Source organism: Flavivirga abyssicola, assembly GCF_030540775.2.
Taxonomy (GTDB): Bacteria; Bacteroidota; Bacteroidia; order Flavobacteriales; family Flavobacteriaceae; genus Flavivirga; species Flavivirga abyssicola.
The window spans coordinates 1,849,187-1,873,601 of sequence record NZ_CP141266.1 but is presented as its reverse complement, the minus strand read 5'-3'; the positions used below and the strand labels follow the sequence as shown (position 1 = coordinate 1,873,601).

General features: G+C 31.8%; 19 protein-coding genes. All 19 read right to left on the bottom strand.

Annotated elements, in window-relative coordinates; translation table 11 throughout:
- Positions 1-119: 119 nt before the first annotated feature.
- The 19 genes from Q4Q34_RS07825 to Q4Q34_RS07735 all read right to left on the bottom strand — a co-directional run bounded on the left by Q4Q34_RS07825 (position 120) and on the right by Q4Q34_RS07735 (position 24,066).
- The gene (locus tag Q4Q34_RS07825; RefSeq protein ID WP_303316704.1) at positions 120-1,253 is read right to left on the bottom strand and encodes a type II secretion system F family protein; all 1,134 of its coding nucleotides are present in this window, start codon (positions 1,251-1,253) and stop codon (positions 120-122) included.
- The gene (locus Q4Q34_RS07820; protein WP_303316703.1) at positions 1,253-1,717 is read right to left on the bottom strand and encodes a prepilin-type N-terminal cleavage/methylation domain-containing protein; all 465 of its coding nucleotides are present in this window, start codon (positions 1,715-1,717) and stop codon (positions 1,253-1,255) included. The genes Q4Q34_RS07825 and Q4Q34_RS07820 overlap by 1 nt, the downstream gene beginning before the upstream one ends.
- The gene (locus Q4Q34_RS07815) at positions 1,707-2,039 is read right to left on the bottom strand and encodes a hypothetical protein (protein WP_303316702.1); all 333 of its coding nucleotides are present in this window, start codon (positions 2,037-2,039) and stop codon (positions 1,707-1,709) included. Before Q4Q34_RS07815 ends, Q4Q34_RS07820 begins: the two co-directional genes overlap by 11 nt.
- The gene (locus tag Q4Q34_RS07810) at positions 2,027-3,295 is read right to left on the bottom strand and encodes a hypothetical protein (protein WP_303316701.1); all 1,269 of its coding nucleotides are present in this window, start codon (positions 3,293-3,295) and stop codon (positions 2,027-2,029) included. The genes Q4Q34_RS07815 and Q4Q34_RS07810 overlap by 13 nt, the downstream gene beginning before the upstream one ends.
- Positions 3,292-3,753: a hypothetical protein gene (locus Q4Q34_RS07805; protein ID WP_303316700.1), complete on the bottom strand. Its 462-nt coding sequence runs from the start codon at positions 3,751-3,753 to the stop codon at positions 3,292-3,294. Before Q4Q34_RS07805 ends, Q4Q34_RS07810 begins: the two co-directional genes overlap by 4 nt.
- Positions 3,743-4,597, bottom strand: a complete 855-nt coding sequence (locus Q4Q34_RS07800) for a hypothetical protein (protein WP_303316699.1) — start codon at positions 4,595-4,597, stop codon at positions 3,743-3,745. The genes Q4Q34_RS07805 and Q4Q34_RS07800 overlap by 11 nt, the downstream gene beginning before the upstream one ends.
- Positions 4,598-4,665: 68 nt before the next feature.
- Positions 4,666-5,760: a hypothetical protein gene (locus Q4Q34_RS07795; protein ID WP_303316698.1), complete on the bottom strand. Its 1,095-nt coding sequence runs from the start codon at positions 5,758-5,760 to the stop codon at positions 4,666-4,668.
- Positions 5,761-5,793: 33 nt separating this feature from the next.
- Positions 5,794-6,903: a tail fiber protein gene (locus tag Q4Q34_RS07790; protein ID WP_303316697.1), complete on the bottom strand. Its 1,110-nt coding sequence runs from the start codon at positions 6,901-6,903 to the stop codon at positions 5,794-5,796.
- 21 nt (positions 6,904-6,924) lie between these two features.
- Positions 6,925-7,593 (bottom strand): fibronectin type III domain-containing protein, encoded by a 669-nt coding sequence (locus tag Q4Q34_RS07785; protein WP_303316696.1) that lies wholly within the window; start codon positions 7,591-7,593, stop codon positions 6,925-6,927.
- Between the two features lie 3 nt (positions 7,594-7,596).
- Positions 7,597-8,325: a hypothetical protein gene (locus Q4Q34_RS07780; protein WP_303316695.1), complete on the bottom strand. Its 729-nt coding sequence runs from the start codon at positions 8,323-8,325 to the stop codon at positions 7,597-7,599.
- A 373-nt stretch (positions 8,326-8,698) separates the two neighbouring features.
- Positions 8,699-9,301 carry an REP-associated tyrosine transposase gene (locus tag Q4Q34_RS07775; protein WP_303316694.1) on the bottom strand — a complete coding sequence of 201 codons (603 nt, stop codon included), beginning with the start codon at positions 9,299-9,301 and terminating at the stop codon, positions 8,699-8,701.
- Between the two features lie 704 nt (positions 9,302-10,005).
- On the bottom strand, positions 10,006-10,428 hold the full coding sequence (locus tag Q4Q34_RS07770; protein ID WP_303316693.1) for a hypothetical protein: 423 nt from the start codon (positions 10,426-10,428) through the stop codon (positions 10,006-10,008).
- Positions 10,425-11,084: a polymorphic toxin type 24 domain-containing protein gene (locus tag Q4Q34_RS07765; RefSeq protein ID WP_303316692.1), complete on the bottom strand. Its 660-nt coding sequence runs from the start codon at positions 11,082-11,084 to the stop codon at positions 10,425-10,427. The genes Q4Q34_RS07770 and Q4Q34_RS07765 overlap by 4 nt, the downstream gene beginning before the upstream one ends.
- A gap of 40 nt (positions 11,085-11,124) precedes the next feature.
- Positions 11,125-11,952 (bottom strand): hypothetical protein, encoded by an 828-nt coding sequence (locus Q4Q34_RS07760; RefSeq protein ID WP_303316691.1) that lies wholly within the window; start codon positions 11,950-11,952, stop codon positions 11,125-11,127.
- A gap of 23 nt (positions 11,953-11,975) precedes the next feature.
- Positions 11,976-16,508: an RHS repeat domain-containing protein gene (locus Q4Q34_RS07755; protein ID WP_303316690.1), complete on the bottom strand. Its 4,533-nt coding sequence runs from the start codon at positions 16,506-16,508 to the stop codon at positions 11,976-11,978.
- A 1-nt stretch (position 16,509) separates the two neighbouring features.
- The gene (locus Q4Q34_RS07750; RefSeq protein ID WP_303316689.1) at positions 16,510-21,645 is read right to left on the bottom strand and encodes a hypothetical protein; all 5,136 of its coding nucleotides are present in this window, start codon (positions 21,643-21,645) and stop codon (positions 16,510-16,512) included.
- A 54-nt stretch (positions 21,646-21,699) separates the two neighbouring features.
- Positions 21,700-22,272, bottom strand: a complete 573-nt coding sequence (locus tag Q4Q34_RS07745) for a hypothetical protein (RefSeq protein WP_303316688.1) — start codon at positions 22,270-22,272, stop codon at positions 21,700-21,702.
- A 274-nt stretch (positions 22,273-22,546) separates the two neighbouring features.
- On the bottom strand, positions 22,547-23,080 hold the full coding sequence (locus Q4Q34_RS07740) for an OmpH family outer membrane protein (protein WP_303316687.1): 534 nt from the start codon (positions 23,078-23,080) through the stop codon (positions 22,547-22,549).
- An 11-nt stretch (positions 23,081-23,091) separates the two neighbouring features.
- Entirely contained in the window at positions 23,092-24,066 is a 975-nt protein-coding gene (locus Q4Q34_RS07735) for a hypothetical protein (protein WP_303316686.1), read from the bottom strand.
- Positions 24,067-24,415: the final 349 nt, after the last annotated feature.

The following is a 24,415-nucleotide window of genomic DNA, read 5'->3' as shown; positions in this document are numbered from 1 at the left end:
TAAATATTTTTTTATCATATCATCTACAGGTTGAATAAATGAACGTCAAAAAAATTTATAATTATTAGATTCCTCTTCACATTTCTTTCAGAAAATAGATTGATTTTAAATATTCATTTTTATCCCATAACGCTACTCAATTTAAACATTGGTAAGTACATGGCTATTAAAATAACACCAACCAAGATACCTACAATTAATATAATAAAGGGCTCCATAACAGTTGATAGCATTTTAGATTGCTGTTGTACTTGGGTATTGTATTGCATATTGAGTCTATCAAAAATATATTCAGTTTGATTGGTTTCTTCTGCCACTTTTACAAGTGCTATCATTTTATCATCAAACAGCCTATGGTTATTTAAGCTTTCACTAAGAGACTCCCCTTTTAGGATGTGTTGTTCGACTATTTCTAAAGCATGTTGTAGTGGATAAAAATTAATCATCTGTTTCACAAGTTGTATGCTATTAACTACTGGAACTTTAGAAGCAGTGAGTAATGAAACAGCTTGAGTAAATTGTGATAAATATACTGTTTTAACAAAGTTACCAATAAAGGGTGTTCTTAAGATTAATTTATCTTTTATCTGTTTTATTCGCTTCTTTTTATTTAGGTAGGATTGTGAAAATACAATACCTATAAATGTTATAAGAATAATCCAACCATAACTACTTAAAAACTCAGAGACCTTAATTATAAATTTAGTTATGTTTGGCAGATCCACACCTTGCTGCTTAAAGATATCTTGAAACATAGGCACCACATATTGCAACATAAACACAACCACTAAAACAGCGGTACTTAATATAATTATTGGATAGGTTAAAGCACTAATGAGGTTTCTTCGCTGTTCATTCTTTCTTGCAAAGAAACTTCCTAATTGTTCGCTAACCTGGGCCAAAGTGCCTGTTTCTTCTCCTATTTTAATGGAATAGTATTCATAGCTCGTAAATTGTTTGTCTGTGCTTAATGCGTCCGATAGCGTTTTCCCAGAAACTATATCCTGTGAGATCTTTTTTATGATGTCTTTATTTTGTTGCTTTTTCTGTGAGTTTTGAATTAACTCTAAGCCATCTTTTAATGATACTCCTGCTTTTAACAACACCCCCATCTCAGTATAAAAGTCTTCTTTTATTTTATTTGAAAAAGCACTTTTAAAGAATGTGATTTCCTTTTTTAGAAAAGAAAGGCTATCTGTTGTTTCTTTTTTTTCTGAAGCTTGTTTTGATATGTTGTCTAACTGAAATGCCATTAATTCATGTATTGTGCTGCATCATTTTGTTTAAATATAAAAAGTTGCTGATTTTGTAGCGCTTTAGTGGTCTCTAATCTAATGGCATCTATAAATCCGCTTTGTTTTTTATCGCCATCAAAAAAGACCGTTTTATGCTGTAGCGAAAGGTTAAAAGTATCTAGGTCTTTAATAATATAGTCATTGGTAAACTTATAAACAACAGCATCTATTTCTGAAGTAAATATCAATTTATCTTCTATCTCATTATATGCAATTTTTGAGTATCTATTAAAATCTATCTTCAGCGATTGTTCCAACTTCACAAGCTCTGTACTTTTATTAAAGTTATTCTGAATACTGCTCATATGTCTTTGAACCAAAGTCAGCACAGAAAATGCCATCCCCACAATAATGCTTGTTATGATGATAACAATAATCATTTCACTTAACGTAAAGGCCCCTATTTTATGTTTAGTGTTCAATACTATTTCTATTAATGGTTTTGTCTGTTTTTGGATTTTTTGCTTCGAATACTATGATGCCCTGCCCTTTGTTGTTATCCGATTCGATAGAAACTTCCCAAGCCTTAAAATCATCATAGTAAGGTAGCGTTAGTTTATTATTTTTATATAAGTATTGCAGTTCATTTAAATGAGCATTGATGTTTCTAGTGTTATTTTTAATCGTGTTTGAAAACAAATTATTTAAAATCATACTGGCTATCATAAATACTACTACCAGGAGCACTGTTGCCACTAAAGTTTCCATTAGGGTAGATGCTTTTATTTTTTTTAGTACAGCCATTTTGCAATCCCTTTTTTAGCGTTTTTAAATGGAAGCCCGATATATTCTTGTGGCAGATTATCAATGTCTATGGTACCGTTATATATGTGATTTTGATATACAGATCCTGATTGATTGGCAACAAATCCAGAGGTATACACACTGCCATATACCTTTCCTAATAGTTCTAGATTTCGATCGCAATATACTTCTCCTGTGATCGTGACATTTTCATCTATAAAAACTTGCGATTTATAATTCTTAATGCTTCCCAGATAGGTAATAATTCCTTTTATTTTAGAACCTTTTTTTATTTTAATAAGTGGGGTTTCTTTTGTGTTGTCTACTATCTTTGTTGTGTTATTTATTTCTTTTAAAACTAAGGCACTTGGATACTGTAATTTACAATTTTTCCCAACTGTGATTTCTTTGGTTGCAAAGGCTTGAAATCCACCTTCAACATGATTTCTAAGTTCTATTTTCGGAGCTATTAATACAACGTCTTTTAAATTTGAAGAGGCATCTACAATAATTTTGGTTTCAGATTGTACTAAAATATACCCTGTCAATGATACTTCCGAAAGGTTGATAGTTAATGGATCATAGATAATTTGCAATGGTTTATAAAACGAATTTTGTTGTATTCTGCTTCGACTTAAATCTAAAAATTGATCCTTGTCTAAGCCTTTATATAAGCTGGCTATTGTTTTTATCTGTTGATGTATTTCTGGTAGGAGCTCTGGTAATTTTGTGCTTGTTTTTTCTTTACCATAAATAAGGTGCTCTCCATAATAAGAATGTCCAGAAATATTTCCTGTACGAATGCCCTGTTTTGGGATATAGGCTACTCCTTTTATTTTGGTATTACCTACTAATACGAGAGGCCTGTTATTGTCTTCTATGTATAATGCTGTTCTATTAATTTCCTGTTGCGCGGCTCCTACCAAGGCCGTTTTTTTAAAGCTATTGGTTTTTATATTGGAAACGGTTGTTACTTTTTCAAAAAGCCCCCAATAATCACGATGTATTTTTAATGTTTTATAGTTTTCATCATTTAAGTTAACCGAAATAGTATCATTTAATTGAAACGTATTTTGCAAAGCATAGTTAATGCCCTTATCGGTATTGTTTACTGTTTCTAATATAAAATCAGTTTGAATTTTAAAGGTTTTATGGGTATGTATTAAAATGATAAAAACTGCTAGCAACAAAGCTATAACTACCACAACAAACATAGTAAGTTGTAAGGCGCCTGCTTTTAATTTTAAAAACATCATGTTTTCTGAATGGTTTTTCTTGCTCTTTTATAGGTTACCGTTATACTGTTGTTATTTCCCTTTATTAACTTAACGTCATTAATGGTTTGCCCTATTTTCATAAGATTTTGTTGTCCATTAATTGAAACAATGAACACTTTCGCTTTTGTGTTTTGTTTTGAAATACTGCCATGGTATAAAACTGGTAGCCAAACAACTTTTGGTTGTGTCGGTCTTTTAACCGTTTTATTGGGTTTCTTTTTTACTAATAAGGTACCCAAAAAAGGGTCTCTATTCACCACTTGAATAGAAAAGGTATCTACTTTTGTATTTGTTTTAGGATTAAAGGATACTTCAAAAACTTGCTGAACAACGTCCGGAGCAGATGGATTTATCGTAGACACTATTCTATATCCTATGATGCCCCAAATGCCTAAAACCAAAGCTAATAATGCATATGTTTTCGTTTTATTCTTCACTTGCTTTTTCTAACAGTTTTTCAACTAACAAAATAAGGGTTTCATTTTTAGATTCTAAACTTTCTATGCGCTTTTCTTGATTGATGGTATATAGGGTTAATTCTTCTATTTTTTGCAACAACTTAGAATCCATTTCTCCTAAAAAAATACCATTTTCAGCTACTTCTTTGGCAGAAGGAATGTCTTTTAAATGGCCTTTTTCTTTTATGTGTTGTTCTACGTCTTTTAGTGTTGGTAGATTGTATGTGTTTTCGAAAACAAAATCTGCCCAACCTGTTTCTACTTTTATTTCTTTCGCTCTTATTTTTCCATTAACAGCTAATTCCCAACCGCCTGTATTTACTGTACCTATTCCTACATTATTTGAAAAATAAATAGGATACCTAGTACTTTGAGTTCCTATAATTTTTCCTGAAATTGTTATTTTTCCGGTTATATTGTCTATAGGGTTGTAAATAGGAGTGGTTAAGGGGGTTATAATGTTTGTCGTAATAGACATATTTGTTGGATTATTAACTCCTTCCAGATAAACATCCAAGACATACTTTCCATTACTTGTTCCTCCTCTTATTTCTTTAACATGATTTGAATTATAGAATGAATTATTAACAATATTGATAGAACCTCCTTGTCCATATGCCATTAATGATACATGCATAGTAAGATTGGTTGCTATATTGCTTCCGGATATTTCAGATATTTTTATCATATCACTTCCTTGCCAAGAACCTTCTATAATTCGATACCAACCATCTCCATTTGAAACTGTAACTTGAGTTTTTGTTTGTGAAAGAGCGACATTAAAAGATAAAAAAAGAATGATATTTAAAATTGTTGTTTTCATAATAACTATATGTTTTTCACACTTGAATCCATTTGTCTAAACTATACAGATAGATTGATACAAAGTTTTTATTTTGGGGATTCTAGTAATTTTTCAATTTCTGTTAATCGTTCAGATAGCGATTTCAACCCTTGATTTTCTTTTTCAAGTTTTTCGATTTTCTTTTCTTGTTGAATCGTATAAAGTGTTAATTCCTCTATCTTTTGTAACAACTTAGAATCCATTTCCCCTAAAAAAATACCATTTTCAGCTACTTCTTTGGCAGAAGGAATATCTTTTAAATGGCCTTTTTCTTTTATGTGTTGTTCTACGTCTTTTAGTGTTGGTAGATTGTATGTGTTTTCGAAAACAAAATCTGCCCACCCTGTTTCTACTTTTATTTCTTTCGCTCTTATTGTTCCATTAACAGCTAATTTATAGCCTATGGTATCTGTAGTGCCGATGCCAATATTCCCAGTTGAAAACATATCCCCCTCTATGAGTGCACTTCCATTTCTAATAATAAATTTATGTTCAGGTTTATAATCTCCATAACCAGATATCACAAATCTTGAATCAGCTTTTGGCATATGTATATAAACATTATCTACACCCAAACTACCTGTATTTAAATTAAATACTTCTTGTCCACTTATATTACTCAAGCTAAATTGAGTTCTTCCTGTTGTAAATGCTAAATAGGCTCTAGCCGTTCCACTATTATCGTAAGTAGTCATACTATGATTATCACTTGTAGTACCTGTCTTAAAAACAAAATTGCCACTTATATCTAATTTTGCTAAAGGGTTTGTTGTACCAATACCTATATTGCCATTTGCTCTTACAGTAAATAAATCTGTTCCACTAGTTATATCTGTATTAAAATTAATAGTTCTTACTCTAAAAGCATTTCGATCATTAGCATACATCCATACCATAGGGGAAACAATATTATTACCATCTGCAATACCAAATCCAGCATGTTGGTTTGTAAATCCTAAGAGGTTATATGCTGTAGCACTATAACCTGTATTTAACCAATTTGAAAATACACCATCGGATTTAGTTCCTACAAAGGCATGATCTCCAGCAGCACTAGCTGTAGATGTTACTCCAGGGTGTGTAATTTGAGAAAAACTTAAATGACTTAATATTAAACTTAAAATAATTGCTGTTTTTTTCATGGTTTTATTTTTATTAAATTTTGGATACAGTTTTTACTTTTTAGATTCCAGTTTTTCAAGTCTTTTTTGTAATTCGAGAAGTTTAGAATTGATACGTTTTAAATCTTGATTTTCTTTTTTAAGTTTATTTATATCTTTCTCTTGATTGATAGTGTATAGAGTTAACTCTTCTATTTTTTCCAGGAATTTTAAATTCATTTCCTTAAGCATAATGCCTTCTTTTTCCATTTGCTTTGCTGATGGAATATTAGGTAAATGCCCTTTTTTAGTAATATAATTTTCTACTTCTGTTAATGTTTTTAAATCATAATCTTTGTAAAAAACATAGTCTGGGACTACTGCTCCTAATAAATCTACTTTTACTTCATTGGTGTGGATGTTTCCTTTTACGGCAAGTTTTGCGTCTGGAGTTATTGTACCGATCCCCACATTACCTGATGTTATATATAAATCTTTCTCGAACTTTGTTTTATATCTATTTATAAGACCATAACCTTTATTTTTTTCATAACCTATCCAACTGCCAATAACTATAGCACTATTTGTAGTATTCAATTGTAATCCTGTTAAAGCTTCTGTATCTCCAGTATCCAAAATACTTATAAGCTTTGCCCCATCAGCATGAACTCCATTATCTGTAAACTTATCTACTTTTAAATATTGCATATTGTAATCTACCCTTGCATGCATTGCCACCGGGTTATTAAAAATATCTGCCCTATAAACACCTACAAAACCACCCCCTTGATAATTACCATCAAGATCAATAGTTTTTATATTTGTTGGAGCATATATTTTATGATTAGTACTTGTATTTATTTCCGTTCTTGCTCCATTAGGGTCTCCAATAAGCAAATTACTTGTAAATCTTCCTGTACCGTTTACATCTAATTTATAAGCGGGATTTGTTGTACCAATACCTATAAGCCCAATGTTTTTAATAGTCATAATATTTCCCCCTCCTACATTTATTCCCTCAGAAATATTCAAATCATTATTTAATCCATGGCTAATATGAAAAATAGAATTTCCATTACCTGGTAAAAAAGATATAGCTGATTGATTATCTCTATTCAGTTCAGCTATTTGTCCAAAACACAAATGACCGATCATTAAAACTAAAATTAAAATTACTTTTCTCATGGTTTTTGTTTCTATTAATGATTATTGAACTTTAAAGCTTTGCGTTGTATATGCCGTTTCATAGATTGAGTTTTTTGCTTTTACCCGCCATTCATAATCTCCTACCTCAAAATTACTCTTAGAAAAACTGGTTTCTGTAATAATTTTGTCTTCAATAACTTCTGTTGGGTTATCAAAATCTGGGATTGCTATTTGAAACACATAACTATCTGCATCTTCAACGGTTTCCCAAGAAAAATTTACAGGGTCTGTAGTTGAAAATGTGGCATTATTAGTTGGTGCTGTTAAAGCTATTACTTGGTTGGAAATATCTTTAGGGGGAGACTCCGTAAGTATAAACTCATGAACTGTATAGGCTGTTGCATATTCTGAATTTTCAGCACGTACCCGCCATTCGTAATTACCAGAACTTAATGTTTTTGTAAATGATAAAACTGACATGGTAGAGTCTGTTACTATTTGTGAAGCATTCTCGAAATTTGGCGTTGCTATTTGGAGTTTGTAGTTTTCTGCATCTGCTACAGGGTTCCATGAGAAAACAACATCCCTGTCTGTTACTATTGTATTACTTTTTGGAGCCAGTCCTACTACTGTCTTTTCTGAAATATCGGCTACTTCGGTAATATATTCACACCCCACAAAGCAGAAAGCTAAAACCAAAATAAATACTATGTTCTTTATTAATTTCATAAATTAGAATAATTTTATTTCTTTTTTAGCACGTTCTGAATTTCGATACGTTTTATTAGGGCAATGACTAAACTCATTTACTAAATCAACAATATGTATTTGATGTCTTTTATTTTCTTGCCAGCAGCAATTAGCCGTTTTGTAAGCAAATACAATCCCTTTATTAAATTGAATTAGATCTTTCTTTTTCCCTTCTTGGTATAGCTGTAAAGCGTAATTTTTCATACCGCTTTCTACTAAAAACACAGCATCTGCTTGCTGGATTAATTTTAAATCTTGCTTACTAAAAGCTATTGATATACTAGAAACAATGCTTGCTGCTTTATTATGACTTAAATAATCTTTTACCTCTCTATTATTATTGTTATTAAGAGATTTAATAAGTGTTACTTTGTCTGCAATTTTTAATTGAATAAACTTTGGTTTTACTTCCAGTGAATCAACATAATCAATAGCAACATCTGCAGATTGCGACACTTTCGCTTTTAAAAACGATTTGTATACTTGTTTTGTAAATGGTTTTATTAAAGCTGATATTTTAACAGGTTCTGCATATTTTGGTGTTGCTGTGCTATTAAAACCTTGTTGCAGCATAAAATCTTTTTCCAAACCAACACCCCCTAAAGGCACTTGTTGTTTGGTACTGGTCTGAGATTCTTGAAATATTGAAGCTGTTTTACAACCCGTAGTAATTACTACTATAAAGGCAATTATTAAAAGATATTTTGGCATTTTATTTATTAAAAAAATTAATAAATAAAGGTATTTCTTCTCGCTGAATAAAAAGTAAGGTTTTCCCTTACTTTTAGTAAGGTTTTTTTAAAAAGTTTATTTTTTATTTCTTATTCATTCTTGTCATCCAACACAGTCGAACTCTAACACATACGAAAACTAACTGGAAAGCCTTTAGATTACAGAGCCATTTATTTGGCATCTACAGACTACAAGCCTGTGCTATCGAGAGCTTAATGACAAAATTTAACTATTGTTAAATAAAAGTATAACTATAAGTAAAATTATAACTATTTTATTTGAAAACTGTTAATAGAGAAGTCATGGTTACAAATCCCGCTCTTCGAAGTTTGTAACTTCGAAGCTTTAATTATTACCATACAATACTTTTATAAAAAGCATTGTCATTATGCACATTAACAACAGGGTTGCTAGCCATATTAATATCCAAAAGACCATCACCAACAACATAATTTTTTGCACTGGAATATTTATAATGTGATGCTTTTTCAACTAATCCAGACCTAACCGGATTTAAATGAATATAGTCTAATTTAGACCATAAAAATTTCTCACTGTAAATTTCCTCTGGATGGTTACCATATCTCCAAAATTGATATACTTTATTTCTATTATGAGTCCCTGTTGCTTTTGAAAATAAATCTAACATCCATTCTCGTCTACTTTCTATTTCTGTTTTAATATGATTAATAATGGCTTTGGCCGTGAATTTTTTGAAATCTCTAATCAAGCCTGATAAATCGTTTGAAGCACTTTGTAATACTAAATGTATATGATTACTCATAATTACGTAGCCATATACTATCATTCCTTTTTCTTTAATACAATAATCTAAACTCTTTATTATAATATCTTTATAGGCTTTTCTTGTAAAAACATCTATCCATTCCACAACCGTAAATGTAACATAATGAGCTTTAGATTGGTCTCTAATTTTGTAACCGTCTGTTTCCATATTTAAATATATAAAACTAAACTTACAAATAATATATTGCTATGCGAAGTTTAGAACTTCGCATCTTTACTTAAAAGTTAAAAAAACACAAGGCCGATGAAGTTTACAACTTCCCGTTATTTCATAAAGACTATGTGAAGCAAAAGCTATATCTTATTTCTATAATATAGCTTTATTAAATCTATTGCTTTCTTATTACCTATTTTACTTCGAAGCTGCAAACATTCGAAAGGTTAGGTTTCCCGACTAAAAGCACTAAGCTTTTTAACGGTAAACTGTCCAGCAATTGCAAATTGCTTTCAGAATTACCCGTCCTTTTTACATTTTATAATATACTGCAAAGTCGCAGACTTCGCAGAGCGGTTTTTTATAATATAGCTTTATTAAATTTGTTGCTTTCTTTATTACCTATATTTATCGAAAGGCTAGGCTTCCCTACTAAAAGCACTAAGTATATGGAAACCTCCATTTTAAAACATAGTTTGTGATTAAGCTTCCAAATCCCAAAGAAATATTAAAATACCTATACTCCCAATATAATTTTGGACAGGATTGGTATGCGCCATTTTTTATAGCCCTTCAAGGAAGGGGGCTTTAACCTAGGCAATTATGAATCATGTAATCGCTGAATATTAATCTGTTTTTTGGAACAAAATATTCTAAATACAGTAATCAATAATAGTCATACGGATTTAAGGCACAGACTAGCGGTAGCAGGAGGGCTTTAATTCAAAATAACAATCTTTACAAGTTATCTTAAAAAAATCATTATTATCAAAAAGCAAATCTATTGATAAATATTCTTCTAATAATTCATTTGCCTGTGAGAAGGACATTGAAGAAATATTATTGTATAATTCAACCCTAAATTTAGTGTCAAAAGAATTATCTATAGAATATTCTTTAAAAACTAAATCAAGTGTTCTATTTTTCTCTTTACTTATTTGATACAAAGATTTAAAGTATTCATTACTTTCAAGTTTAATATGTAAAGAGCTATCATTATCATATATACTTAAAACTTTAAATAGATTATGTATATCTATTACTTTATTATCAAAGCTGAACTTAGTTAGGTCACCAAATGTAAACTCATTTATATTTTTTCTTAAAGAAAATTTCATCATTCTAAACTTTTTAGATATCTAGTTATCTCGAATAAATCTGACCAAGTAGCTGACTTATGCTCTACTTTAGGTCTTCCTTTCCCATTATTTGGGTTTAGATGTATTCTATATATTTGCTTATGCGGTGTAGGAATTCCATTATGAGCAGGACCTTTTAAATCATATCTAATATGTTTGATATCCCCACTTTTCTTTACAATTTGATTTTTTACTATAGTAACTGAGTAATCCTTGTTTTTGAGTAACTTTTTAACAATAATATTTGAAACTCCTTGTTTTAGTCCTAAATTTATTTGTGGTAAAGCTGGAGCAATGGGTAAATGTGCTGCTATAAAACGTCCTAGTTTAGCATCTGGAGAATCATAGGCAAGAGTCCTATATGCACCATTATTACCATGACAAGACATACAGCCTATCCAAACCCTACCGTCAGAACCGGGACTATTCCAACCTCCTAAATCTTGGGCTAAAGCTAGACCTCCGTTTGTAGTGTTTCCAATAGCTCCTAAATTAGTAGTAGTGCCAAAACTCGGAATTATATGAGAGTTAACACCATTACTTATATGATTTGAAGTGTTTTCTCTAAGCACTCTTTGGTATAGCTGACTAGTAAATACTAGCGGGGTATCGTTAATCCATAAAAAATGAGCGTACAAAATGTACACTCGCGCTTAATCTATTATTTAACCCTTGACCCTATTTTAATTCATCAGTCTCATCAATTAATATTGGTATTATTGCATAATCAACCTTATTGTTTATTAGGGTTTCCTTTAAACTAGTATCAAAAATATTTATATTTATATTATCGGAGCATACAGAAACAAATTTTCCATCTTTGTATCTTATAAAAGATATTTTTGTATTATCATTTAATTTTGAAATAGAAGGAGCTATTAAATATTTATAAGGTCTGACTTTTTCTTTTAATTGTTTTTCTAGTTCTTTGGAAACTCTTTGATTACCTTGATAAAATACATATGCTTGCGCATACGGAATAGAAAGTTCTTCTCTTAAATATCTTTCATTTTGAACGAAATTCCTACACAAATAATCTTCATTTAAAAAAAGTTTAAACAATAGAACATCTTTTCCTTTGGTATTAAAAACATCATAAAAATTCCAACTTTTTATAATATCATTTGCTCCAAATATTGAGTATTCATTGGATGCAGAAGCAGAATAATAAGGCTTTTTTAAATTATCATCACCCCTATCAATACCAAAAGAATAGACAGAAAGAGATTTATCAAGACTATCGTATTTAAAATTTATTCCATATTCTAGAATATTTTTAGTTTCTTCAATATTTTTAAGCCATTCATACATTTTATCAAAATCCTTTTTATTACTTGGAACATTATCCATTCTAGAACTAGAATAATACTCTATTCTTTCAACCAAAACGGAGGACTCATTATTATATATATTAACATACTTTTTAAAATTATGATATTTGTAAGCCAGATAAATGACTAATAAAACCACAATAATTATAAAGTAAGCCTTTCTGTACTGTCTCATAATAGTTAAATAGATAACATATTTTATTGGCTACCAAAATTACGATAACCTTGTATATTTTTAGGCCCAAAAATTACTCTTATTATTTCGCTTTCTCCCAATCGATGTTGATACCAATTCAGTTTACTTCCTTTCCCAACAGCGCTACTTCCATGACCAGGTTCTCCAATAAAATTAATTCTATCAGCAAATCTATTTTCTTTATGTACATTCTGAACTCGAATTAATACTTTATATGATTCATTACCCCATTCTAAAACAGTATTAAATGAAGCATAATTCTTCCCAGGTGCAAATTGAGATGCAAAACTTAAATCAACAGGAGCAAACAAAGCAGGTTTATTCAATATATTTTCAAATTCCAATTCATCTCTATTTTTCCTTGCAATTTCCAATAGATTATTTTTATTTTTTTGAGCCACAACATGACGTGAGAGAGACTCATAGTAGGCGTCTTTAACAAGAGGTTCATAAAAGCTTTTTAAATCAAAATTTGGGAGAGACTCGAACCAATTCAATATATAAGGACTATCCATTCTTTTTATAGTCTCGCTTATAGTCTTACCCCCATAAATTAAACCAACCTCTTTAGCCTGAGCCTCGGAAGTAATATTTGAATCCCAGTAAAAGTTTTTACCATCTTTACTTACCCAATCAGGTGGTGGGCCTGCAAAAGCACCATCAAGGTCAACTAAATTTAAAGGATTATTCCCCATCCCTAAATAAGGACTCGCATATTGTCCTGCAGGGTCAGTAGTCAACCACCTCCCAATCCTACTATCCCAAAGCCTTAACTCAAAAGCCTCTTTCCCAGTCTCAGGGTCTTTTTCCTGTCCTTGGTAAGCATAGCGGTAGCTATTTTCACCATTATCACGATTGGGCATCGGCATCCCAAAAGGATAGTAATCTGTACTAGATAACATAGCAATAGGTGTATCATCGCTTGCTCTACCAATTATAGCTCTTACATTACCTAAATGGTCTGTGAGTTGATAATAGCTAGAACCATCTCCTCGGTTATATACCCCTAAACGACTAGCCCCGTAAATAGTATGCTCTTTTATCGTTGTGTCTTCATAAATAGCCAAAGCAGTTCCTGAGGCATCACGAATATAATAGTCGGTACGTGTCAATGAACTTCCTGTATAAATTTCCTTTTTTACACGGTATCCTTTATCATTATAAAAGAACTTAACCAAAGGTAACGAATTTTTCTTGACTTCTGTAACGAGTCCGCTTGCATTGTAAACATATTCTATACCTTCCGCATTGTTTTTAACTAACTGCCCTATCTCGTTATACTCATAATTTTCGCCATCTTGGTCTCCAATATCTTTCCCTTCTAAAACGGTTCCTGCTGCATCATCTACACGTAATAATTGGTTAGGTTTTGTAGGATCGTAGTTATAACTTAATTGATCCATGCTATTGCTCCCGCTACTCGTATTTTTGTTTCGGTTAAGGGTTCTTATATTTCCATTAGCATCATAGGTAATATCGGACACATTATAATCTCCCGATTGAAATGAGTCAGCAATCCCCGAAATATTAGCCGTTAAGGTTGCACCCGATTTTGCGTGAAAATCTGGCAGAAGCGTAATGCTACTAGTAGCCTTAAGATTGGTAGTGGTCCCGCTTTCGTAAATATTATCGTCTATAATACTTACTTTTGATCCGTCCCCCCCTGTTTTAGCATACTGCCCGTATATTGCATCACTAAGCCAATTATTCTTATTATAATAGTAACTGTAGGTTTGCTCTGTATTGTCTATTTCTTTATTCTTCCAACGAACCCCTTTAATATTTCCATTAAATTGATCTTGCCCATAATTTGGGGTACTTATATTGCTTACCGAACGTGTATAGTCGCTACTATGATAATCTATTTGCATACTAAATAGATCGTTGGCATCGTTCCCTGGGTTTATAGCCTTTAATTGTCCATTTAAATTATACACATAATCGATGGTTTGCAAAGGGGTTCCACTTAAAGTTGCTAGATCTACTTGTTTTAGTGCGCCAGTTTCGTAATATTTATAATCTGCATGAGTCGTGTAACTACTGCCATTGGTAGAAGTTTCTACTTTTATAAGGCTGTTATCTTGAGCATTGTAAGTATAATGATGTATAAAACGGTCATTAATTGTCGAATATTTTTGATAATCAACTTCTGTAACAGCTCCTGTAATTTGGTCGTATTTATAATCAATGGTCTTGGTGCCTAAAACAGGAATGGATTGTACTACCCATTCTACACGACCATACACATCATAACTATAATAGGTCGTTGTATTAGCGTTAGATGTTTTGGCTACATTGCCCGCTAAAAAGGATGGGGCTCCATAACTGCTATTAACAGTTCCTAAAAAAGCAATATCTGAGGCATCTAAAGTGTCATAAGTCGTAAATTGTTGTTCACTACAACTAGCGTTTGGTAAACCATCCTCATCAGCTGGTGTAATAGGGTCATCAATATTATTTACAATATTATCTGAGTTGGCAAAAGTAACTGTGCCTTCGTTAAACACCCCGCTTTCTATGGGACGTCCTAACGCATCATAATTTGTATAAGAGAACTCCGTGTTTGCCAATTGTTTGGAATTCTGTGAAAATCGGATTTGCCCATCTCTACGATATTTAAAATTAGCAGTCCCTTCGTCCGGACTTGTGGTACTCAATAGTTGCCCCAATGCATTATAACTATATGTAGTCACCGGTTTTTGCGCTTTTGTATTACCAACAGGTTGATACGAAGCTTTTAAACGCCCTGCTTCATCATATTCATTTAAACTGTAATCGTAATAGTTTTCTTTACAATTAATATGAACTGTAGTTTCTGAGTTAATTGGATTGTAATTGTCTAAATTAGTAATGGATACTCTATAGAATCCGCTAGGTAATGCATTAGTTGCTGCTGTAGTGGGTTGTTCTGTTATTAAATCATAAACTTCTGTTGTTATTCCGGAAACACCATCTATAGTGAACCCTGTGGCTCCTACAGGCACATGTACGTCTACATAGCCTTGGGTGCTTATATCAATAATTGTACTACGTGAAGTACCGGCTCTTGTTCGTGCTGCTGCTAATGTTTTGCCATCGGTATCTGTAAAAACAACGACTTCATTGTTATGTGCATCTTTACTTATGGTTTTTATAATTTTTCTATCATTTACTACTTTATAGCTTGCATCGTTAAAAGCAATAGAATGTGTTAATTCGTCTCCAGCTGGCATGCTAAACGTATAACTTTGTTTCCACTCACCATTTTGTTTATTTCCACCTATTATCTTTAATGCTGTTCCTGGATTTAGTTCACTATAAATAGTTCTCGAAAATGGATGTGATGTGATGTCTTGATAAGTATTTCCTTCTTGTCTGGTATCATCGTTATTTGTACTATAATACCAACCTAAAGTATTGGTCGTTGTTGTTGCTACCTCATCCGGAGTTTCTGGGTTCGGTTCAAAATCTGAACTGGAATATGTATTATTAGCAGAATTCCGAATAAAATCTGATTTGTATAAGAAGTCACCCGTGCTATTTATTGGTGCACTTAGGGTACTTAATGCAGGCCTTCCCTGCACATCATATAAAGTACTGGAAGCCCAAGTGTCTCCTGTTTTTATATCAACACTTTGAGATTGAATACTTTTTCCTAAATCATTGAAATAAGCTTTGGAACTTGCCTTTAAATTACCATTAATGTCGTAAGACTTAGAAGTGATCCAATTCATGTCTTCCGGTACTTGACCTAAAGGACATCCTGAATCGGGTCCAGGTATTTCTGGACAAACATCATCGTTATTCTGGACATAGGAAATATATATATCACTAGGGTCTGTACAACTAACTACTGGTACGCCAAAAGCATCTCCAAAGGAATCGCCATCGCTATCTACATACCAATTGACCTCGCATTTATCTTGGCTTATAAAAGCCCCTACACTTCCTCCTCCTGATTTTGTTCCTAATAAAATAAAACTTCTAGATATGGAAGTATCATTGATTCCACATTGAATTCTTACAGTGCTAGAAGAAGGTTGTGTTACCGTTAACCAACTTGGTACTGGACCCCCAGTTGCTGATTCAAAAGTTAAATATGATGGGCTGCAATTAGAAAAGGTCAATGTATAATCTAATGTTTCTCCTAATCGGTTTATGTCTATAGATGAAGGTAAGCCACTAATTGAACACGCTGGAGGAGGAGGTGCTGTACCTTGTTTAACACCAAATCCATTAACTATATTGCCATTTACCCTAACTGCTAGGTTCACTGTTCGATAACTGCTTGCAGCACCACAAGATAGATTAATAGTTGTTCCAGATACTGAAGTTGTTAACCAACTAGGTGCTCCATCCACGCTAATTGTTGGGTTAGAACACCCTAATGGAAAACTTACATTTATAGAGCTAGTCCCTCCTGATAATGAAAACTGTACTGATGATTGACTTAACGTTGTTGAAAAACAATTCTGTGCAGATAATGATGTATTTATAATAAAAGTTAAAATAAATAATACCATTAATCGTACTCTATTTTTTATATACTTTTCCATGTTATAGCGGTTTTTTATAGTTATAACTGTTTTCACCCACCTGTTTAAACCCACCAGTTAGAGATCCATCATCAATCACTTCGCTATAGGTTTTTATAAGTCTTCCCGCTGCATCGTACTCAAACTTGCTTGACAATCCATTATTGCTTATAATATACCAGAGTTCGTCCCATTCGTTATAGACATAGCTGGTCATGGAAGATGTAGCTGGGTATAAACGGAAATCATCAAAACGTATTTTTCCTGCTGCTGAAGTAACATATACACTCTCTTCTCCTGTACTGAGTTCCTCATAATGATTAAGTTGCACCCAATCACCAGCAAAAACCTTTTCTCCATTAAATGCCTTTGGCAACCCATTTATGTGTATTCTGGCGTTAATATAGTTTTCTATTCTAGCCCAAACTGATATTTTAAATTTAGATTTTACCCCTGTTCGCTCATTATTATTTGGAAGGTTTACCTCGAACCCTTTTATGTTTGTATTTATAATAATTGAGTAAAATCCAGTATGTGCATACGTTGAACTTTGAACAGAAGCTTTTACCTGACCATCAAAATAGGCTGTATCATTACCACTAGCATCTTTAGCAATGTATTCGGCACCACTATAATACATCTCGGTGTGAGCTGCATTGCTTACGGCTAATACTTTACTATCACTGTCGCACATTTTTGTAGCTGTATAATTATCGTTAATGTCTTTAACTTCTAATGGCATGGAGTAATGGTCATATTGTGTTGTAGTCGATATATTTTTCCATTTGGTATTGGGTTGTTCTAAAGTTGGATTAACTGTCCAATCAAAACTATCATCATCTCCTGTGAAACCTAAATAAGTGCCGTCAAGATTTAAACCACCATCCCAAACAAAAGTTTTGTGTTTACGCCAGATTTTTTTATCTGCCACTGTTTCTTGAGTTGTTGTTCCAGCATAATCTGTATAACTCCAATCGTTATTCCATGTAGTAATGCCAACACCTGTTTCTTTCCAATCGTTACCTACTTTTATATAAGTTTTGGTAATGGCTTCTTGGGTTAGCATGTTTTTGTTGGTAGGGTCATCTACTTTACTACCCATGCTGTAATCATCTGGAATACCATTATTATTTAAATCTCCCGAATAGTCTGAAATGGTGTAAGCTGGGATTAATTCGGTTTTAAATTCGTTGCCCTTACTATCAGTAGTTACAGTTTCTAAGACCTGACCAGTATTAAAATCATGTTTACTAAATACGCTATTAACTTTAAACCCATCTTGAATAGTTACAGTATTATTTAAAACGCTTGGATAAGTTGTTTTTGAAGACGCGTTTAAATGGTATTTTGCTTCATTATAAAGGTTGCTACTAGCTCTAGTATATGAATAAAAAGTTTCTTGAATTATTCCTTGATTCAATTCATTTAACTTTTTATAATTATTATTAACCTTTGATATTATTTGTCCTTTAGAATTAAACGATGTTAAATTTAAAAGACGACCTAATGCAGATTTATTATCAAATACTTCATATTTATATCTTGATACCTTAGCATTTACTCCATCTACCAAATGAATCGTATTTCCATCATCATTTTGAGTTTTTTTAATTTTTAGAATTTCTCCAAATGATAATTCGCTCCCAATAGCTTGACTAGGTTTAAGAACTTCAAAATTGTATAGTTTGCTTGTATTTGTTGAATTATTTATATCCTTTTCTTCAACTCTAACATACTCATAATAAACATTTGGTGTAGGTATTTCTGTTATGTACTCTACTTCTTTATTAAATTTCGATGGAGAATATGAAGTTACACCTGATGATCTATAATTTACATTATGCGGATTAGAATTATAACCAAGCAAATTATATGAATATTGAGTACTATAGTTCTTAAATCCTTCATTTATGGTTATTTTAGCTACTCTTAATCCTCCTCCTTTCTCATTTCTTTTTGAGTCAAGCGCTTTTATATTATATTTAAACACAACTCTTGTTCTATCTGAGCAACCCCCATCTAGAATAGGGCACTGGCTTCTTAATCTTTGATTTTGCATTATATAATTTGAATAATCAAAACCCATTGGACTAGCACCGTAAAGCCAATTTAATCCATCATTATAATTTGTAGTATAACTAAGATTAGTTTCAAAAACCACAGTAGAACTAGATACCGAAACTACATCTACAAAAACGTCTTCTAAATCAATGCTACCATCTCTAGATTTACATCCTCCTATAACTTCATGGTATTCATGCTTAATACAAGCCCAGATATCTACTTCAACAGGTGTCCCTACTTCAAAGTAGTCTTCAAAATAAGTGTAATTATCTGTATTTGGTTCATTTTTAACATCAAAACGTAACTTTCCATTAAATTCATAAAAATTAAATTCTAGCCCTTTGTCATAGGTTCGATAAACATTTGCAGCTTCTTTGTAGTAATCATCTGGTTCATAATCAATTTTAATTTTTGCACCAGTTGGTGTTTTAATTTGATTTAAACTTGAATTTTGCGGACTCCATTTTGTATAGCCCCATGGATCTTCTTTATCTCTATCATAATTAGAGTTAGAAATATATGAGAATTCATATGGAGGAATCAAATTAACTATACTTCGCGTTTTGTTATAAACATTCTTTAGAGTTAATTTGCCTTTCCCTGAAGGAAAAGAATTTGGAGAATTAGACATTAAAGGATATTCTTCATCATAATTAAAGTAGATGTGATTCACTTTTAAGTTATTAATATTACTTATGTTAGTACTAATATCATCACTATCTAACACATTATTATAAAATTCTCCATTCCATTCTCTAAGCCCATTATTACCAAACATAGGGTAATTAGCATGATAAACTTGTCTTTCAGAAGTATCATAAACTCTAACCTCTTCTTCAAAATACATTTCTCCAATTTTTCTACCATTACTTTCACCTAGATATGTTTTAACATTTAATGGCACATCTTCATTTTTTAGAAGTAGAATCTCTTTTAATCTTAATGATTTATGCTTATCAATGCTTACATATTCTTTATGCCAAATATTCGAGTAATAGACACCAACTGCCAAATTAACAGCTCGATTATCATATATACCTTTTACAAAATAGTTAGAGTCACTAAGCCCTAAGATCGTTTTGGCACCATAATTATAAACCTTAGGTGCTACCTGACTTGTACCAATATTAATTTCCGATCCATAATTATCAAGTCTACTTTCCTTAATAAAAAGAGCTGTATGCGTTCTACTCTTAATCATATCTAAATAATAGATTTCCTTTATACCCCAACCAAAGGATTTAGTCGTTTCATTTTCATGATATGCTAATTTTTTAGTTGGTGACCTCCAAGCATAACCATCACTCCATTTTCCATATTCAAACTCAATCCAATAGCCATAATCATTTTCATCAACTTTTCCGTTTGTATTATTATCTACATAATCTGGTCCAGTAATAGCTGTTAAAAGCCAATGCGTAGCATATGGTGTGAATTGTTGTTCCTCGTAAAATTTATCTTCAATATTATTATCTAATTCTGTAGATCTTGAAAACATTTCTTTTTGATAAACAGGTAATGAATAATGATATACTAAACCATCTGCGTTTGTAATTTTATATGCCCCTATACCATCTTGAGGCAATGAAGACCTGTTTAAACTATTAACATCAATTATATTACCTATATTATTAACAATTTCGCCATTTGTAAAAACCTCTACAAAAGGCCCATTAATTATCCTATTTTTGGCTGGATTGTAGTTACTGAGAGAAATATTATCAATAATAGTAGTGTGGTCAGTTATTTTACTGTTAATAACTACATCTGTAATTTCATTAATCGATGAAGGCAAATTTCCCCACAATCCAGAACTAAGACTCATATAAGAAGCATTAGTATTATCAAAATGAAAATTAATATCATTATTTGGATCATCAATTTGTTTAGTAAAGCTATTATCATAATAGCTAAAAGTGGATTCTGTTGCGTATTTATTATCTATTGAAGTACTAATACGATTGTATCTATTTTTAAATGTACCTTGTTCGAACAAATAAGGTGTCATAGATCCTGTTAACCCTTGAGAAGAAACTATATAATTATCATAAGATATACCTGAAAAGTTGTTTTCAAGTAATTGTTGGTTATTATATGTTTTATATATAGATTCGTAAGAATCGACCGAAGCATTAGGCGAATGTAATGAGTTGGATATCATTTCATCAGTTTGTCCAAGGTACAATGCACCTAAGCAATCATAACTTGCTCTATCATACCATGAATACCTTTGTTTTTTTTTAGAATAACCGGAACTAAATAAACCAGCGTTTATATCTACAATAATAACCGTCCCAACGGTTCTTGTATGCAACTTAGAGGAAAATGATCCAGAACCAGAGATTTGTCCGCTTCCTTTTGATGATGAAATATAATGATTCCCGTTAGATGATAATGTTATTCCTCCACTTTTGCCATTAGCTCCTAGTGATATTCCATCATTGCCATTAAAACCAATTGAGGATGTGCCTAAATAGATTCCTTTTTTATTAAATGATTTATATGAATAACCTATACCATTCGTTCCTACATTAAATTTATGGACATTAGCTTTCATTTTCTTATCATTTCCAATACCAAAAGAACCTCCAAAATTCATGTCATATGTGGTTTCTCCTCCAAATGCCCTATTGACACCATAAGAAGCATATAATCCAACAGAATACTTGCCTTTTTTCCAGCCTATACTACTATGAAAATCATGAGAAGTATACGTTCCACCAATATCATACATTATCGATGTTTTCTTTCTGTTATTCCAATCATCTGGATAACCGTTAACAGAACGATTAATAGCCCCTGGGTTTATATTCCACCCCAAACCTACCCAAGTAGCTTCTTGTTCCATAGCAATACCAGCATGATAAGACAGTGCTATTGGATAACCTCCTTCTGGACTAGGCACATTCAATAAAGGCAATACGTAACTTAAATCGCCTGTTACCAAATTTACCATATCGGTAGCATCCACAGGCTCAAAACTAGCTGCCTCTGGGGTATTAGGCCCTTGGGCATTTGTGGTTTTAATAAATAAAATCAACATGGGGATTATAAATACAAGAGGCACTCGTTTGCGAAATGTGGTATTTTTCATAATTATTCTTTTCGTTTAAAAAGACCCTTCGACTTTGCTCAGGGTGACAAAAGTTTATAACCTTAATTCTGGTTCGTTATTTATAGTTTCTATTGGTATTTTAAATTTTACTTCTCCAGTGTATAAACCTAAATCTTCGATAGTAAAATTTAAATATGATTCATTTATTATTGTTTCATCTCTTGGATATACAAACATAATCGTGGTAGCTCCACTCATACCATACATACGCGGGTAAATAAAATCTACCATTTCCAGTGTATCTTTGCTCTGGGTATAGAGGTGTACCTTTTCATTCATACCAAAAGCGAGTTGGTTTACCATGGCACCAAATTCGTTTCTGTTTTTGGGTGCTACACTTAATAATTCCTGGTTATTCATACTCATACTTAAATTAAAGTACATGTACTTATTGTACTTATTTCGCAACCCTTTTATTTTTTCTTTATTTCCTTCGTCACTTAACTCTTGCTTTACAAGTATATCAGTAGGGCGATAGGTTAAAGTGTAGTCTACTCCGTTTATAGTTTTATGCTGGGTATAACCATTGGTTTCGTCTTTTATATAGTCTAGTAGAGCGGTTTCGTTATTGAAGGTTTTTTTTTGATTGCAGCTAAAGAGTAACATCACTACTAGTAATGATAAGATTCCTCGTAAGTTTATCTTGAACGAAGTCGATAGGCTTATGCTTCGCTCTCTCGGAATGACATTTAGTATTTTACGACGTGTTTTCAAATTTTGATTTCTGGTTTTTGAGATCCTTCGACAAGCTCAGGATAACATTTTGTTTTCAATTTATAGCTTAACTCATCGAACAACTATTGATGAGATTCTTATGTTTGACCTTTCCGTCTTCAAACTGTGTTTGAATCTACCTTTCCTTAAAAAGGAAAGGAGTCTTTTATTTGCCTTCAAATTCTGCATTAAGACCTTCTAATATTTCCTGAGTTAAGTCTGAAACCTCATCTGCATACATAATATTACCACCTCCACTAGCTCCAAATATGATTTTGTGGTTATGTTTTTTACCATATTCTTTTACATAATCATTAATATCGTTAATGACGGTTTGTGTCGATTTTTTATCCTCTTCCTGTATCTGCTTTTGTATAACTTGTTGGTAATTATTTATTTGCTGTTGTTTATTCCCTAACAGTTGTTGTTTTAATTCTAATTCTTTTTTACTCATTCTAGAACGTTCCTTTTCATAGGTTTTAAGTTCATTTTGCCAATCAGCCATTAAACTATCTACATTGGCATTAAGTGTTTTTGCTTTGGCTTCAAATTCTGCTTTTACAATTTTGGTACGCTTGTAACCATCTAGTAGTTTATTAACATCTACATATACTTGTTCTGAAGACGATTGCAATTGGAAAATGGCAAAAACACTTGCTGCTATGGCAATTAGGGATAATGGGAATGCTAGTTTGTTCATTAATTTGTTATTTAGTTTTTTGTTTCTTGATTATCTTTTAATAATAATGCTTCCAATTTTAGAAGACGTTGTTTTAATTCTTGATTGCTTGTTGCTTGTTCTTTTAATTGTTTTTCTTGTTGTATAGTATATAAAGTGAGTTCTTCTATTTTTTCAAGTAATTTTGCATTCATATCACCAAGTAGAATACCATTTTCTAATACATCTTTAGCAGATGGGATGTCTTTTAAATGGCCATTCTCATTTATGTGATTTTCTACTTCTGTTAAAGATGGTAAGCTGTAGTCCTTATTAAAAACATAATCTGGCCAATTTGCATAAATCTGCACTTTTACTTCTTCCGTAATAACTTTACCTTTTACAGCAAATGCATAACCCGTAGGAATATCATTTGTATTAATGCCCAGTTGGTCGGTATCAAATTTACCGTATATTAATGGGGTGGTTGTACTGCTATTATCAATATATAACTTATTACTCTGGGTTTCATAATAACCAGCATTAGCTCCTAAAAAGACATTACCACTCCCTATGGTATTAGAATATCCAGACTTATATCCAGAAAACACATTTAAATTTCCTGCAGTATTAGAATATCCTGACAAAGGTCCGAAAAACACATTGTTAATTCCTACAGTATTAGACCTACCAGACAAATATCCAGAAAATACATTACCAGTCCCTGTCGTATTATAAGTTCCAGAATAAACTCCAGAAAATACATTCTTATTTCCTGTGGTATTTCTATATCCAGAATAAGATCCAGAAAATACATTAAAATTCCCTGTGGTATTAGAATGCCCTGACAAGTATCCAGAAAAAGTATTATCACTTCCTGTAGTATTTAAGCCCGATTCGGTTCCGTAAAAAGTATTATTAGTCCCTCCTCGTCCAGCACTATTAATGTCATAAGAAGTAGTGGTTTGCCCAAAACCTAAAAATGGGATTGCTATTAAGTATATTAATCCTAAGCATATTTTTTTCATAAATTAGTTTGTTTTATTTTTTTATTGATACTTGAATTTTTTAATACATCCTCTTAAAAAAATTGCTTTAACAACTTTCTCTTTAAAAGAATTAATTAAGTCCTTAAAATCTGTCAATAAATGTATGGATACGCTATAAATTAAAAGTAAGGGAAAACCTTACTTTTAGTAAGGGCTCGATATTTTAATATTTTCTTTAATCTTTATCAGTAAAATCAACTGTTTTGTGCTATTTTTAACATCAAATGTTAAAAAAACAAAACCTTACTAAAAGTAAGGGAAAACCTTACTTTTATCTGATTTTATATAAATAGATTTGTTTTTTGTATAAAATTTAAGAAGTATAGTA

Excerpts from the sequence above, each read along its gene's own strand:
- Q4Q34_RS07815 (WP_303316702.1), bottom strand. The coding sequence starts at position 2,039 with ATGGCTGTACTAAAAAAAATAAAAGCATCTACCCTAATGGAAACTTTA.
- Q4Q34_RS07825 (WP_303316704.1), bottom strand. The coding sequence starts at position 1,253 with ATGGCATTTCAGTTAGACAACATATCAAAACAAGCTTCAGAAAAAAAA.
- Q4Q34_RS07750 (WP_303316689.1), bottom strand. The coding sequence starts at position 21,645 with ATGAAAAATACCACATTTCGCAAACGAGTGCCTCTTGTATTTATAATC.
- Q4Q34_RS07810 (WP_303316701.1), bottom strand. The coding sequence starts at position 3,295 with ATGATGTTTTTAAAATTAAAAGCAGGCGCCTTACAACTTACTATGTTT.
- Q4Q34_RS07770 (WP_303316693.1), bottom strand. The coding sequence starts at position 10,428 with ATGATGAAATTTTCTTTAAGAAAAAATATAAATGAGTTTACATTTGGT.
- Q4Q34_RS07755 (WP_303316690.1), bottom strand. The coding sequence starts at position 16,508 with ATGGAAAAGTATATAAAAAATAGAGTACGATTAATGGTATTATTTATT.
- Q4Q34_RS07760 (WP_303316691.1), bottom strand. The coding sequence starts at position 11,952 with ATGAGACAGTACAGAAAGGCTTACTTTATAATTATTGTGGTTTTATTA.
- Q4Q34_RS07740 (WP_303316687.1), bottom strand. The coding sequence starts at position 23,080 with ATGAACAAACTAGCATTCCCATTATCCCTAATTGCCATAGCAGCAAGT.
- Q4Q34_RS07775 (WP_303316694.1), bottom strand. The coding sequence starts at position 9,301 with ATGGAAACAGACGGTTACAAAATTAGAGACCAATCTAAAGCTCATTAT.
- Q4Q34_RS07795 (WP_303316698.1), bottom strand. The coding sequence starts at position 5,760 with ATGAAAAAAACAGCAATTATTTTAAGTTTAATATTAAGTCATTTAAGT.
- Q4Q34_RS07780 (WP_303316695.1), bottom strand. The coding sequence starts at position 8,325 with ATGCCAAAATATCTTTTAATAATTGCCTTTATAGTAGTAATTACTACG.
- Q4Q34_RS07800 (WP_303316699.1), bottom strand. The coding sequence starts at position 4,597 with ATGAAAACAACAATTTTAAATATCATTCTTTTTTTATCTTTTAATGTC.
- Q4Q34_RS07790 (WP_303316697.1), bottom strand. The coding sequence starts at position 6,903 with ATGAGAAAAGTAATTTTAATTTTAGTTTTAATGATCGGTCATTTGTGT.
- Q4Q34_RS07785 (WP_303316696.1), bottom strand. The coding sequence starts at position 7,593 with ATGAAATTAATAAAGAACATAGTATTTATTTTGGTTTTAGCTTTCTGC.
- Q4Q34_RS07745 (WP_303316688.1), bottom strand. The coding sequence starts at position 22,272 with ATGTTACTCTTTAGCTGCAATCAAAAAAAAACCTTCAATAACGAAACC.
- Q4Q34_RS07735 (WP_303316686.1), bottom strand. The coding sequence starts at position 24,066 with ATGAAAAAAATATGCTTAGGATTAATATACTTAATAGCAATCCCATTT.